The sequence below is a fragment of the Aromatoleum evansii genome (assembly GCF_045689615.1).
GTDB classification, from domain to species: Bacteria; Pseudomonadota; Gammaproteobacteria; order Burkholderiales; family Rhodocyclaceae; genus Aromatoleum; species Aromatoleum evansii.
This window is the reverse complement of record NZ_CP141259.1, coordinates 2,858,394-2,871,363: the sequence shown is the minus strand read 5'-3', so window position 1 is coordinate 2,871,363 and position 12,970 is coordinate 2,858,394. Positions and strand designations below refer to the sequence as shown.

Sequence of the window (12,970 nt, the reverse complement as noted above, 5' to 3'; positions counted from 1 at the left end):
GTCTCCCGGGGCTAGAGGCCGGCGTCAGACCACCGCGCCCATGATCGCGCCGGCGATCACCAGGCCGACGGCGGCGAAGATGGCGAGGCCGACGTAGAACAGAACGGGACCGAAGTTGCGCAGCGCGGACAGCGAAATCAGCGCGACGACGAAGCCGATGAAACCGACCAGCGCCTTGATCCCCGGCCCCAGATCGGCGAGCTGGGTCAGGGCTGAGGTGAGCGGTCCGGTGATGCCGGTGAAGGCGACCAAGTCCAGGGCGTAGCCGGGGAAGGCGGCGCCGAGGCCGAGCACGATGGACGCGAACAGCATCGCGACGGTCGCCGGCTTGCGCGAAGAAACGCGGGGAGCAATGAGCACTGCAGTGTTCATGAAAACCTCCGGGAATGGATTGAGCGTTGAACGGGGTAGGGAAGACGGGTGGGCGTGTGAGGGCGCCGGCGGGTGGGAGCGCGAGCGCTCGACGGGTGAAGGAGTTCGAGATCGGCGAACGACCGGCACGACGTCATGGCTGGTCCTCCTCGTCCATCTGGAAGACCACCTCGACCCGGCGGTTCTGGGCGCGGCCGGCAAGGGTGTCGTTCGGGGCGATGAAGCAGCACGCGCCACGGGCCTGCAGGGTCAGCGTGGCGGTCAGCGCCGGATGCGTCCTGCGAAGATGGTCGCGAACAGCGAGGGCGCGTGCCAGGGCGAGGTCCTGGTTGAACGCCAGGGGCCCCGTGCTATCGGTACGGCCGATGATCGTGATGCGGCGCGCTCGGAGCAGGTCGCCCATGTTTCCGTCCAATCGGGAGCGCGCGGCGGGGCTCAGCTTCGCGCTGCCCAAGGCGAACTGCACAGTGATCGTGCGGGGGGGCTCGGCCTGCGTCGCCGGGGATGGCGGCACCGAGGCGGGTGCAACGGGTTCGACCGGGGCGCGCAAGGCGACGGGATCGATTGGCTGCCTGGGCGCTTCGCTGGCCAGGGTCTTGGGCGTGCGCGTGGGGCAGGCCGGGGGCACGCACTGCGCGAACACAGCGTCGCGGCCGAAGTCGAGTTGGGCCAGCCGTGTGGGTGCCGTCGAATGCCGTCCGGTTGCGGAATTGGCCGGTACCGATGTGCGGAACAGGCTGCACGACGCTGCGACGGCCGTGCAGCAGCCGACAACCGCAAGCCAACCGGCGCGATGCAGAACGCGAGCCGTCATGGCGAAACCCGCACCGACATCAGGGCGGGGGGCGCCGCCGTCGATACCGTCTGCGAACCCGAGCGTGCGCCGCGTTGCCGAGGCAACTGGCGGTACACCCGCCAGGCGTATTTGGCACGGGCCTCGATGCAGTCCTTGCCCTTGAGTTGCGAGCAGGCCGCGTTGTAGGCGCCGACGGCATCCCACGTCGCGCCTCGCCGCGAAAAACTGTCCGCGAGTAGCCAGGCGCCGACATGGATGTTGGTGCAGGGTTCGTACAGGTCGGATTCGCGGATGCCGTGGCGCGACAGGGTCCGCAGGTGGCCGCTGTTGATCTGCATGAGTCCGATGTCGTAGGACCCGGTGCGTCGGAGGTGCGAGCGGTTGACCGCCCTGGGGTTAAGGTTCGATTCGACCCGGGCAATGGTGTAAAGCAGGTCGGCCGAGATGCCATAGCGCTGGCCAGCCTCCTCCCAGCAGGCCTGCGCCACAGTGGGCGCGATCGCCAAGACGACAGAGGCAGCCAGGGCAGCAAGATGCGGTAGAAGACGCATGGATCACCTCTCCAAACGAAACCGGAACGGCCCGCAGGGAAGCGGGCAGCGAGGTCTGGGCCGTCGGCGATGCCTGGACGGTCAGGGTCGGGTTCGGGTTGGTCCGGCGTCTGGCCGGGCGAGGTGAGCGAGCGAGTCAGGAACGGCCAGGTATGCCGATCAGGGACAACCGTTGAGGCGACGACGGTTTCAGCAGGGCGGCGTGTCCCGCCCGCGATGGGAGCGTTCGGCCACGTTGCGACGTGCCTGTAGCAAGACGGCGGCACCTGACGCGTTCGCCACCCGGGATAGGGCAACGCAAGCCGTTGTCAGCTGGTCGAGTTGAAACTTGGGATGGGGGTGCCGGTTGGCGGGCGAACGTTGCAGGTCCAGCAGCAATTGGTACTGCGGTCGCCACATCGCTTCGCGGCGGCGCGGCGTCTGCGGCGAGCGAAGAACCAACTCGGTGCCGAGAAACTGAAAGATGCGCGCAGGGCCATCGTGATGCTCGAAGACCAACGAGACGCAGGCGCTGATCAGATCGGGGAAGCGGAAGGTCGGCGACACATTGTCTTCGCTGCGCAGGAGGCGGTAGAGCCAGTCGTGCTCCTCAAGCCAGAGGCGCGTCTCGATGACATCGTGAGCTTCGCTCGCCTCTGAGGACAATGTGAGATTGTGCTGGCGAGTCGTTGGTGTGACGATGAACATGGCGCTGACCTCGATTCAGTGCGGGCGTATCGCTCAAACGAGCGCATGACTGAAGGGTAGGCAGTCGGGGCTTTGGCGTCTCTTGGGAAAGGAGATATTTTGGGGTGGATTTCGCTACCAGCGACGAAATCCGATGGCCGCGGCGGTCCACAAGGATGTCTTTCGTCCCGGCTGTCGATCGATTCCCATTGTCGAGGAGACTGTCGGGGAGTGGCGTCGCGGGCAGCGGTAACAACTCGACAGTCGACTTGAGCTTGGTCCGAGACATTCGCGCGGTAATGTCAAGTCGTGCGGAGCACGATCACCTGACCGCGGCGTCGTCGCGACGCCCGTCCACTGGACGATAATGCTGCGCATCACGGGATGCCGATCGGGGGAGGGCGATTCATGCAGGTCATCAGGTTTGTCGGCGCCACGGCCAGGCTCGAGACGTCGGCCGGAGCCGTGCCGATGTGGGTGATCACGCGCGACGGGTCCAATGCGACGGACCGTCGGCCGATCCCGCCGGGTTGGCGCGACGTGCGTGATCGGGCGCGGGAATTGGAGGCCGATCCGAAACGGAGGCAAGGCTTGATCGACGCCCGCAAGCGCTTGGCCCCCGTGCTGTCGGTGCCGGGGACGCTCACCTTCCTGCGGCTCGAGCGCGGGCTGTCGAGGCGCAACCTGGCCACCTTGAGCGCGATCCCCGAAGCGGTCCTGGCGCGCCTCGAGGCCGGGACCGAGGATCCGCGGCTGTCGGTGTGCCGCAGGCTCGCGCAGGCCCTGGATCGTTCGCTCGCGGAGATCGTGGCGGTGATTGCGGCCGGTGGACCATGGGAGCGCGAGCCGGATCGGCCGATTGACAATGAGCCCGCGGCGGCGAGCCGCGCGGACGCCGCGGGCGCCGGCGTGCCACCCGGGAAAAGGCCATGAGCGCCGCGCCGAACGTTTCAGACCTGCCCGTGGAGACGATCATTCGGCTGGCCCGCGCAACGACGCAACGGGCCGCGGGCGACGCGGTCGCCGCAGCGCGCGTGGTCGCCGGCTGGAGGGACGGCCACGTCGAAGACTTCGGTCCGGGAGCGCGGCCGCTCGCGTCCGAGGCCCCCGTTCCGGGGCCGCGCCCGGAGCGCTAACGGCGCCCTGTGCGGCTATGGTGTGGTTCGTTGTGCCGGTCGCGCGGCCGACGCCGGCCGCGACTGCCGGGGTTTCCGCCACGACGGGGTCGTAATGCCTTGTTTATGCGCCATTTGTCCACGACCTACGGCGGGTCTTTTCGCGTACGAGGCGAGCCATCCCCCGACCCGGATCAGCCGCTTGGCACAACGAACCACACAATGCGCGGGATCGCGATGCACACGGGGCACCGGACTCTGGGGGGGAGGACAACGGCGCGTTCGTCATCATCGTGGGCGACCTACGCGTAGGCACCGGATCGCATTTGCGAGAGCAGTCGGTCGAGCACCCGATACCCCTCGAGCGTGTCGGTCAGGGCGGCGGGGCGTTGCCCGCCCAGCGCCGGGCAGGGCGTGGTGAGCCAGTCGCCAAGCCAACGGGCCGCGTCGAAGGTCCGATCGTCGCCGCCGTTCGTCACCATCTCCTCGATCCGCTCGATCAGTCGCAGGAAGGCAAGCACGCGTTCGCTCTGCTCGGTCGTCAGCCGGGCGCCCTTCCGGAACGTGGTGCCCGGCGAGGGATGCATGAGTTGCAATAGGTCGATCAATTCGGGGGGCGAGCGACCGGTCGCGTGAGCGATTGCCACGAGCACGACCGACTCGATGCCGGCACGCAAGACTTGGATCCTGTCCATCGGATCGAGACGCAACAGCGCTCCCGGTTCGAAGGAAGCCGGCGAGCGACGGCGATTCGTGTGTGGCTCAGGGATGACGGACATCGGAGGCAATACAAGGCGGGCCTGCGTTCCAGCCTACATGAACGTTCCCAGCATCGGTGTGGTGCGACAGATTCCGGTGCGCGTCCGCGTCTGCGATGTGGGGCTATTGTGTGGTTGCGTGTGCTGATGGGGCGATCCTTGTGCAGGCAGCGGGGGTGTCGCTGCCTGGCCGCGAGTCGAGACGTTCCGAGATCAAGAATATAAGTTATTGTTTATGTGAAGACATTTGCAATGGTTCGCGCTCTTCCGATGGCCGCTGTCGAGATAAGACACCCGTAACTCGTAGTCTTGCGGGTTCCGCTCGGCTCGCCTTGGCACATACAACCACACAATAGCCGTAGCCAAAGTTCCAGCGGTACAAACATTTCTCCGCGCACCCCCCTGGATCGACGACGCGAAGACGCAAGGTCGCTCGCGCCAAGGGGGGCGCCTGGGGCGAGTCTGCGAGACGATCTCAGGGGATCGTGTCCTGCGACGTGGTGTAAGAAGGGTTCGGCCGGTCATCGGCTCCAGTTTGGCACGAGCGCGTGTCGGGCTGCCACGGCGGACAGACTACGCTGGGATTGTCGCCGACCTCGGCCAGGATTTCCCCCGCCATGGATCGACGTTGCAGCGCCCATTCGTCGTTCTGCTCGAGCAACAAGGCGCCGACCAGCCCGCAGATTGCCGCCTCGGTGGGGAAGATACCCACGACGTCGGTGCAGCGCTTGATTTCGCCGTGCAGGCGCTCGAACGGCTGGGCGGAGTGAATCTTGGTGCGATGCTATTCGGAATGTCGCCGACCGCAAGGAAAACACCCGCTTCCGTGACAATGTAGTACCACAAACAGCGGCAACTGCGGCTATGGTACCGGACCATATCGACCGACCAGAACCGCGTCCGCCTGTTTCCGGATGAGCGCCATGCCCCTCGGCAGCGTGATGCGGCTGCAGCGAGTACGCCCGGGTACCGGCCGTCCGTGCATCAGCCGCTGGGTGCCCACGGCGACAGTGGAGGGGGGCAGAGGAGAGAGTAATGTCGCGCATACTGGCTTTCACGTCGGGACCGCAAGACTGGCAGGCGCTGCTCGCCGATCCCGTGAAGCACTGGCGGTCCGGCTACTCCGCACTCACCCTTGCGCATTGTTGGGAGGCGTCGGACGGCTTCCCGGCTGAGGTTGGCGCGCCGTTTGCCCAATCTGCCGAGCCGTTGCTGGCTGACCTCACTCCGCTCCTTGCCATCCCCGAGTTCAAGGTGCCGCTGCCCGGCGGCCAGCGCGCCTCGCAGAACGACCTCTTCGTCGTGGCGCGTTCGGTGGCCGGGCCGGTGACGATCATGGTGGAGGGCAAGGTGAGCGAGTCGTTCGGCCCCACGCTCGAGGAGTGGCGCCGCGAAGCCTCCGTCGGCAAAGAGGAACGGCTCCGTTTTCTGCTGCGATCGCTCGGCCTTGGCATCGCCCCCGCAGACACGGTCCGCTATCAGCTCTTGCATCGTGCGGCATCGGCCATCATCACAGGCGAACAGTACCGCGCGGCCGCCGTGGTGCTTCTGGTTCATTCGTTCAGCGAAGCGCGCGCCGGCTGGCCGGACTATCAAGCGTTCACCCGTCTGTTCGGGGTCGATGCGGCGGTCGGCACCATCCAGCGTCTCGGCGTGGCTTCGAGCATTCCGCTCTTTGGCGTGTGGGTCGTCGGCAATCCTTCATTCTTGAACAGCTAGCGCATCTTGCCCATGCGACGCGCCTAAGCGGGTCGCTTCGCGCATCGTGCCGAAATCGGAGGAGCACATGAGCGAGTTCAGAACCATCAAAGAACTGGTCATTGCGTGCTGCCAGTCGGAAGGCGGTTTCCCCTCGTACGAAACCCTCACGTCCCTCGTCCGCCGGCACTTTCCATCGAGCAAGTGGCAGAAGACCCATTACGCCTGGTACAAGTCCAAGATCAAGGGCGGTGGAATCGAAGTGCCGGGCCTGACGCTTGATCCGGCGTACGTCGAGGAGAACGAGGATGCGGATACCGAAGCCGAGGAAGTGGTCGAGGCGAGCATCTCGCTCGAGCGGGATCTCCATGGGTACCTGGCGTGCCGACTGCATGAGGTCGAGCACAGACTCGAACTCGTCGCGGGCGGTATCGAGTACCAGACGCCCGCGGGACGGATCGACCTTCTTGCCCGGGACACCGCCGGCGTGCTGGTGGTCATCGAGCTAAAGCCGGGAAGGCGAAAGACGCCGCGCTCGGGCAACTCTTGGGGTACATGGGCGCTTTGTGCGATAGGGAACCGAACGTCCGCGGCATCCTCGTGGCGTCCGACTTCGATCAACGGGTGGTGCTCGCCGCGAAGGGGCTCCCGAACGTCAAACTCGTCAAGTACCAGCTCTTGTTCGCGTTCCGGGACATCGACGCGAGCGGGCGCGGCGCATCGGGGGATCCCGCCTTCGAACTCCCTCAGGAGCAGGTTCGTGCGAAAGAGGGTGCGACGAATGCGTGATCCCCTCGTTGGCTTCGCCTGGGACACGCTGCATGAGCGATACGACACCATGTGTTCGCGCTTCCAGCCGCACTCGCCGCACCTCGAAGGCCTCGGCGCACAGGTCCGTTCGGATCGCGCCCTCTACCATCTCCTCTGTTCCCGCTTCCGGTCAAGCGAACGCCTTGCGGGGATCGAACACTACGAGGCGATGCTGTACTGGAAGCTGTACGCGTTTCCTCAGGCGCTCGGAAACCTGCGCGTGTTTCTCCGCGCAAACCAGGAGCAGCGGACGCAGGCCGCGGGTCGCTTCGCTGCACTCGTTGCCGCAATGCCGTCCGCGATCGAACGAGACGTCGACGAGATCGTCCGGCCGATTGAGTACATCGGCTCCTTTGACCTTCTCGGAATGAAATCGCCGACGGCGCTTCCCATGCGTACGACATTCCTGCATTTCTGTTACCCGACGGTGGTGCCCATCCTCGACAGGATGGTGCTGCAGGCCGTCGGGGGGTGCGAAGACGACGCTAACCACGACATCCGAGTGCTTCGGGAGTACATGCCGTTCGCCTGGGACCTTGCGGAACGCCATATATCCGCACTAAACGGATTTACCGAGAGCCGCGTCCGGCTCATCGACATGGCACTTTGGATCGTCAGAGGCCAGGAGCGTCATCGAACAACGGGCTGCGCGGCATAACGGGGGATGGATGGGGACGGGTAGAAGGAGATGCCGCGATCGAAGTTGAAGGCATGAGGCGATTCCGTTCCCGGAAGATGGATTGCCGTCCTCATCAATCTCGCCGCCTCGTACCGCTGAAGAAAAGCGCCGCGCTATGCTCCCAGCTTGCGGAGGTACGGCAACACGTGCGCTCCGAGGGACTTCGTGAGCGACCACCCCCCTTCGCCGAACGTCTTGAGCTTTTCCAGGTTATCGCAAACCACGGCAGTCTTCTGCATGACGTCGCTGGCTTTGGCGAGTACGCTCTGCGCAGCCTCGGACTTCATCGCCGCGCTTGAAGCGCAGTGCAGGTTGTTCCCGCGGTTTCGCCGCGGGGGCGTTCGTGGTCACACGCTTGCGTCTGGTTGAGCGGAGAGGGCGTCGGGAGCGTACTCGACGGGATTCGGCGCATCGGTCCGCGGGCCCGGTGCCGGCACCGCCTCGCTTGCCGTCGGACGGCTTTCGGCGGGGGCTTTGAGCTTGGCTTGCCGCTTGTCGAATTTCTGCGCGGCGGTGGCGAGCGCGTCCATCGCGCCGCCGTTCGCGAGCCACGCCTCGACCCACTGCGGCCTGCGGCCGCGCCCGGACCAAGCGAGTTCCTTGTTCGAGGGATGCCGATATTTTGCCGGCAAGGGCACTCGTGCGGCAGGAATGGCCTTCGCAGGCGCTTTCGCCGGTTGGGTCTGCGTTGCGCCGGACGTCCCTACGAGCTCGTCGAGCGACAAGCCGTGCTCACGTGCCATCTTCTGTAATTTCTTGAGCATCGACGCCTTCCCTGCCGACTCCTGCTTGGCGATTTCCTTCGCGATGCGGGCGCTGAGTTGCTTGAGCTGCGGGAGGGTGTAGCGGCTGAGATTCTGCGTCATAGTCGTCCGAGATGCTCCGGCTGGTGGGGGTCATGGGAATCCAAATAATGCCACGGGTACGGGAACGGCGGCGCAGCACTTGCAGACAGCGGTCATGTCCGTCACATGGCCGATTTCCGCAGCATGGCGATCGCAGAACGCATATCAATGCGCCGGCGTGGTTCTTCACACGCCAGTCGAGTTTTTTGCGCTGCAACAGGCGCTTGACTTGATCGACGGCGGTCCTATACTGCAGCGCAGTATGACGAACGCACCCGGATTTCCGATGCGGGTGCCATTGACGACTCGACCGCTCTCACCAAGGAAATTGACGATGAACGCCTTTGCCGCCCGCGAGCAGTTCGCCTCCGCCAACCAAGCCGGCGTCGAAATCCTGACGACGCTTGCCAACAAGGCGTTCACCCGGGTCGAGCGCCTGACCGAGCTGAACCTGAACACGGCCCGCTCGGTGCTGGACGACAGCGTTGCCGCCACGAAGACCGTGCTCGCGGTCAAGACCCCGCAGGATCTGCTTGCCTTGCAAGGCACGTTGGCTCAGCCGATGCTGGATAAGGCGGTCGTCTACGGTCGCGGCGTGTATGAAATCGCGACCGAGGGCCAGCAGGAAATCGCGAAGCTTTTCGAAGCGCGAGTGGCTGAGCTGAACAAGACCTTCACCGACGCGCTGGACAAGGCCGCCAAGTCCGCTCCAACGGGTTCCGAGGCCCTGTTCGCTGCCTTCAAGTCGGCCGTCGACGCCGCCAACAACGTGTTCGACGGCGTCAGCAAGGCGACCAAGCAAGCGACCGAGATCGCCGAAGCGACCGTGACGGCAGCGAGCGCTGCGGTCAAGGGGGCGTCGCCCAGGGCGGCGGCGTCCAAGAAGTCTGCCTGATCGCAGACGGCATGGGGTGAGCTGAACAGGCTCGCTCACGCGATACTGCCGCCCTGGCCAACCGGGCGGCATTTTTTTGTCCGCGCATGCGTGCGTGCATTCCCGAGGCTCAACGCGATGGAGGGATGCCAAGCGCGCGTAAGGCAAATCCGTTCCGAGTTTGCCGAAAGGCGGACATGAGGCACTAGGAGGGCTCGAATTTGGCCGCGAAACGGTCAAAATCGACCCCGCCGGCGCCGAGAACTGCCATGCGCTTCGAAAAGCGCGCGCGGACGCCGCTTGCAACGTGCGTCTTTCAACGGCCTGCCAGGTGTCGTGTGCCGGCGGTCTGCACAACGTCTGTCAAAGAGACCTCATCTTCGGCATCACGGCACGGGCGTGCCGCAGCGACTCACACGAACTCCTCGATGTCGTCCTGGGCACTGTGCGTCGCACGATGCGTAGCCGCCGCCGTGCCGGTTCCGGCTGACGGTCGCTTGCCGGTGCCAGCCGCACCTTTGAGCTTGATGCTGGGGCGAAACACCACGACGCGACGCGCGCGGACCACGGCCGTCTCCCCCGTCTTCGGGTTACGCCCCGGGCGCGCGTCTTTTTGGCGCAACTGGAAGCTGCCAAAGCCAGACAGCTTGACCTCCTCTCCGCCCGCGAGCACGGTGGCAATCTCCTCGAAAAAGGCTTCGACCATTTCGGTTGCTTCGCGCTTGTTGAATCCGATGGCGTCGGCGATGCGTTGGGTGAGATCGGCCTTGGTCAGGGTCATGGTGGGGCGGTTCGTGCGGTTTGGAAAGACGGCGAGTGCGCATCAGAGTCGATGCCTGGTCATGGCCGAGTTTACTCCGCGTTGTCGTCGTGGACGCAGCCGCTTTGGGGACGGCATGCGGCCAGCACGAGCGCAGAAGTGTGCACTTCTCGCAAACGATGGTCTGCGAGAAGCCATGCTGAGAAGTCCAACCTGGCGCCGACGTGGCAGGAGTATTCTCGAAAACCGTTCTCGCTGGGCGAAGCGCAGAACGGCGAGTTTCGAGAAAGTCAGGCGGTTCTGACCTCGTTGAGCAGGTCGGGGTGACGATCCAGCACCTTGAGCAGTTTCACCAGGGCCAGCGGCGGCTTGGTCTTGCCGTTTTCGTAGCGCGAGAAGGCATTGATACCGCCGCCGAAGATTTCGGCGGCTTCGCGCTGGTCGAGCGCGAGCTTCTTGCGCACGTTGGCGATGAAGCTAGGATCGACAATGGCCGCATTCACCTGCTTCGAGAAGGCGCGCATTTCGCGCATGACGCGATCCGATTCCGCCACATCCAAAACTGACTCGGCGCAGGCCGGGCAGAAGTCGCCCGTCACCGCCGCAATGGTGGTGGTTTCGCCCTTGTAGGTGTAGGGCAGGTCGCGGGTGTCGTGGATCAGTTCCGCCGCGCCGCACACAGGACATTTCATGTTCATAGCTCCTTGAAGGACACGATCAGCACGTCATCAATGACTGTCAGCTTCAGGTACACGTCGCCCGCCTGCGTGCTTGGGCGGTACACGTCCTGCCAGATCGTATGATCGGCGTGGGTGGTCATGCTCTTGTAGAAGTCCGCTGGCGTGAGTGCCATCACCACGGCCAGCATGTCGGAAAACTCAAGCCCCAACTCGTTTGCGCCAGTTCGCGCCGCGTGGGTCGTGCGCACCATACCCGCCTCGACCAAGGCTTTGACCACTGACAGCTTGCAGTGCGGGGTTCGTTTCTCCATAGGCAAATACTAACCTAGTTGGTTAGCTTTGGCAAGTTGGTTAGCAACGGGAGTTTCGGCGGTTCCCGTCAAGCGTACGATGTTCTCCGTCTTCTGTGACGACCCCAAGAAGCGCGCCGACAAGGGGCTCGGTTTCGGCATCCTCAAGTCGCGCGAGCCGAAGGTCCTGGAACTCGGCTTCCGCAGCCCCTACGGCTACGTCATCGCCGAGCTGATCGTGGAGTTCGACTACTACGTCCGGGTGGTCAAGACGCTCGGCCGCAAGGCCTTGTTCTCCGACAAGGAGGCGCATGACGCCATCCGGCAGTTCACTCGGCCGATGCGTGCCGCATTCGAGGAGTTCATCCGGTTCGAGACCTGGCTCACGAAGCCGGACCTGTTGGCGCTCAGTCGCGCCGACTTCCTGCCCGGCGCCGATGCCAACGCACAGAAGCGTGTCGCAGCCGTCACCGGGATCTTCGGTGCTGTGCCAGCCGGCATCTATGCAGGTCATGCGATCTCGCGCCACTCCCAGCGTCGCATCGCGATTTCGGAGACCGAGAAGGCCATGCTCGAGCGCGTGGCCGCCGACATCGCGGCCATCGATTCGGAGCGTGGCGCAGCAGGCGATGAGGCAACCGATGATGGGCTGGTCGACTGAGGCGCGGGTGAGCGACCTGGCGCAACCCGATCCGCCGGGTGCTGCCGACCCCATCGACCGGCGCTGCGGCAGTCCACCTTGTCAACAGGATGCTGACACAAAGGCCTTTACGGGTAGGGGAGGGGCTCCGGCCGAGGTGCGGCAGGCGCAGACCCGCGTTGACAGGATTCACCGCCAACAGGAGGAGTTGTCGCGGCTCACACGTCGGGTGCGGGGGCGGACCTTCAATCTTGCGGTGCATCGGCGCAAGGACACAGGGCAGGTCCATCTGCGCTGGCGGGCGGCAGGATCCGGGGCACGCGCGGGTCACATCGCGTGGGGCGTGATCCATGCGCATTTTGCCCAGCTCCCCGGGGTGCTGCGTGAGTGGTACGAGCGGATCCACCGGCGCGCGAACGAGCTTAACCGGCGCGAGATCGAGGCGCGGCTCGCGCAGCGGCACGCCTGCGAGCGCAATCCATAGAGTTTCACGCGGTCGCGGCACCGGCGTCGGCCGCCGCCGTGTTCTTACCCGACGCCATGGAGAACATCATGCCGAACGTATTTCGCGGGAAAGGCAATCTCGGCGATACACCGATCCTCAAGCACGTGCCCGTCAATGGCGCGGACGAGGTGGTTGCCGAGATGCGCGTGTTTTTCGACGACTACGCCTACGACCAGGCCAATGACGAGTACCAGCAGGTCGGCGGATTCTGGATGAGCGTGTCGCTGTGGGGCCAGCGCGGGGAAGACGCCGCGCGCGTGTTGCGACGAGGCGCGCGGGTCCAGGTCGAAGGCGTCCTCAAGCAGTTCATGTACTCGCTTGAGGGTGCCGCCGACAAGGTGCCTGGCTTCCAGGTGACCGCCGACGAGGTCACGCTGTGCCTGGGCCGGGTTGCGGGCGTCGAGTACAAGCCCAAGCGGGAGCTGGCGGGATCATCCAGCGAGGCGGCGGCTGCCGCGACCTAGCCATTCCTGCCGTTTCACCCCGTCCGTTCGCGCTGAGGTCGGCCAGTTACAACCGCCGTCGTGCTCAATTTCGTCGTCACAATGGTGTGAGTTCGGTACGCACCTCTCGCGCGGTCAGGAAGCGCCATGGATGCTCGTTCCCTTAACCTGTCCACAAGAGACTTCCCGTCAGCCTCTTCCTTGCGGGCCGGCCGCAGGTCGAACCGACCGTTGATCATGTCCGTCGGTTGGCTACCCCCCAATTACCCGGCGCCAACCGTGTTCGAAGAGATGCTGCTCACGCAGCGAACTGGCGCTTCGGGGAAGATAGCCTTCCGATCCTTCATTACTCCATTCGCCCTCGCGGGTGCTACTACGAAAGTAGGAGTGACCAGAGAAAATTTCTAGTTCCGTCTCATTGATGCGGGTAATTGCTTCATGAAAACATTCAATCCCACACCGGATAAATACCTAATCAAACTCGAGGA

Annotated in this window: 17 protein-coding genes and 1 pseudogene; 8 read left to right on the top strand and 10 right to left on the bottom strand. The window is 64.6% G+C overall.

The window, feature by feature from the left end; all coding sequences use genetic code 11:
* Positions 1–24: 24 nt before the first annotated feature.
* From U5817_RS13510 to U5817_RS13495, 4 genes are all read right to left on the bottom strand, one after another.
* Positions 25–372, bottom strand: a complete 348-nt coding sequence (locus tag U5817_RS13510; protein ID WP_323003803.1) for a hypothetical protein — start codon at positions 370–372, stop codon at positions 25–27.
* 133 nt (positions 373–505) lie between these two features.
* Positions 506–1,186 carry an OmpA family protein gene (locus U5817_RS13505; protein ID WP_407277671.1) on the bottom strand — a complete coding sequence of 227 codons (681 nt, stop codon included), beginning with the start codon at positions 1,184–1,186 and terminating at the stop codon, positions 506–508.
* A complete protein-coding gene (locus tag U5817_RS13500) occupies positions 1,183–1,719 on the bottom strand; it encodes a lytic transglycosylase domain-containing protein (protein ID WP_407277670.1) in 537 nt (178 codons plus the stop codon). Before U5817_RS13500 ends, U5817_RS13505 begins: the two co-directional genes overlap by 4 nt.
* A gap of 189 nt (positions 1,720–1,908) precedes the next feature.
* Positions 1,909–2,406: a hypothetical protein gene (locus U5817_RS13495; RefSeq protein ID WP_407277669.1), complete on the bottom strand. Its 498-nt coding sequence runs from the start codon at positions 2,404–2,406 to the stop codon at positions 1,909–1,911.
* 387 nt (positions 2,407–2,793) lie between these two features.
* Here U5817_RS13495 and U5817_RS13490 point away from each other — a divergent pair, with 387 nt between their 5' ends.
* Both U5817_RS13490 and U5817_RS13485 read left to right on the top strand, forming a co-directional pair.
* Entirely contained in the window at positions 2,794–3,318 is a 525-nt protein-coding gene (locus U5817_RS13490; protein ID WP_407277668.1) for a helix-turn-helix domain-containing protein, read from the top strand.
* Entirely contained in the window at positions 3,315–3,521 is a 207-nt protein-coding gene (locus U5817_RS13485; RefSeq protein ID WP_407277667.1) for a hypothetical protein, read from the top strand. The genes U5817_RS13490 and U5817_RS13485 overlap by 4 nt, the downstream gene beginning before the upstream one ends.
* Positions 3,522–3,802: 281 nt before the next feature.
* On the opposite strand, the gene U5817_RS13480 is transcribed toward U5817_RS13485, so the two are convergent.
* Together U5817_RS13480 and U5817_RS13475 are read right to left on the bottom strand one after the other, a co-directional pair.
* Positions 3,803–4,210 carry an antitoxin Xre/MbcA/ParS toxin-binding domain-containing protein gene (locus tag U5817_RS13480; RefSeq protein ID WP_407277666.1) on the bottom strand — a complete coding sequence of 136 codons (408 nt, stop codon included), beginning with the start codon at positions 4,208–4,210 and terminating at the stop codon, positions 3,803–3,805.
* A gap of 613 nt (positions 4,211–4,823) precedes the next feature.
* Positions 4,824–5,042, bottom strand: a pseudogene (locus U5817_RS13475) (transposase); the annotation flags it as partial.
* A gap of 251 nt (positions 5,043–5,293) precedes the next feature.
* Here U5817_RS13475 and U5817_RS13470 point away from each other — a divergent pair.
* Positions 5,294–5,977 carry a DUF6946 family protein gene (locus tag U5817_RS13470; protein WP_407277665.1) on the top strand — a complete coding sequence of 228 codons (684 nt, stop codon included), beginning with the start codon at positions 5,294–5,296 and terminating at the stop codon, positions 5,975–5,977.
* A 67-nt stretch (positions 5,978–6,044) separates the two neighbouring features.
* Entirely contained in the window at positions 6,045–7,424 is a 1,380-nt protein-coding gene (locus tag U5817_RS13465) for a hypothetical protein (RefSeq protein WP_407277664.1), read from the top strand.
* Positions 7,425–7,792: 368 nt separating this feature from the next.
* On the opposite strand, the gene U5817_RS13460 is transcribed toward U5817_RS13465, so the two are convergent.
* Positions 7,793–8,311 carry an H-NS family nucleoid-associated regulatory protein gene (locus U5817_RS13460; RefSeq protein ID WP_407277663.1) on the bottom strand — a complete coding sequence of 173 codons (519 nt, stop codon included), beginning with the start codon at positions 8,309–8,311 and terminating at the stop codon, positions 7,793–7,795.
* A gap of 313 nt (positions 8,312–8,624) precedes the next feature.
* Between U5817_RS13460 and U5817_RS13455 the strand changes: the two genes are divergently transcribed.
* Positions 8,625–9,185 (top strand): phasin family protein, encoded by a 561-nt coding sequence (locus U5817_RS13455; protein WP_407277662.1) that lies wholly within the window; start codon positions 8,625–8,627, stop codon positions 9,183–9,185.
* 391 nt (positions 9,186–9,576) lie between these two features.
* Here the strand turns inward: U5817_RS13455 and U5817_RS13450 are convergent, their stop codons facing one another.
* From U5817_RS13450 to U5817_RS13440, 3 genes are all read right to left on the bottom strand, one after another.
* Positions 9,577–9,945, bottom strand: a complete 369-nt coding sequence (locus U5817_RS13450; RefSeq protein ID WP_407277661.1) for an integration host factor subunit alpha — start codon at positions 9,943–9,945, stop codon at positions 9,577–9,579.
* Between the two features lie 269 nt (positions 9,946–10,214).
* The gene (locus U5817_RS13445; protein WP_407277660.1) at positions 10,215–10,616 is read right to left on the bottom strand and encodes a type II toxin-antitoxin system MqsA family antitoxin; all 402 of its coding nucleotides are present in this window, start codon (positions 10,614–10,616) and stop codon (positions 10,215–10,217) included.
* A gap of 2 nt (positions 10,617–10,618) precedes the next feature.
* Positions 10,619–10,915 (bottom strand): type II toxin-antitoxin system MqsR family toxin, encoded by a 297-nt coding sequence (locus U5817_RS13440; protein WP_407277659.1) that lies wholly within the window; start codon positions 10,913–10,915, stop codon positions 10,619–10,621.
* A gap of 79 nt (positions 10,916–10,994) precedes the next feature.
* Between U5817_RS13440 and U5817_RS13435 the strand changes: the two genes are divergently transcribed.
* The 3 genes from U5817_RS13435 (at position 10,995) to U5817_RS13425 (ending at position 12,503) form a co-directional block, all read left to right on the top strand.
* A complete protein-coding gene (locus U5817_RS13435) occupies positions 10,995–11,555 on the top strand; it encodes an AcaB family transcriptional regulator (protein WP_407277658.1) in 561 nt (186 codons plus the stop codon).
* Positions 11,536–12,018 carry a hypothetical protein gene (locus U5817_RS13430; RefSeq protein WP_407277657.1) on the top strand — a complete coding sequence of 161 codons (483 nt, stop codon included), beginning with the start codon at positions 11,536–11,538 and terminating at the stop codon, positions 12,016–12,018. The genes U5817_RS13435 and U5817_RS13430 overlap by 20 nt, the downstream gene beginning before the upstream one ends.
* A 68-nt stretch (positions 12,019–12,086) precedes the next feature.
* On the top strand, positions 12,087–12,503 hold the full coding sequence (locus U5817_RS13425) for a single-stranded DNA-binding protein (protein ID WP_407277656.1): 417 nt from the start codon (positions 12,087–12,089) through the stop codon (positions 12,501–12,503).
* Positions 12,504–12,970: the final 467 nt, after the last annotated feature.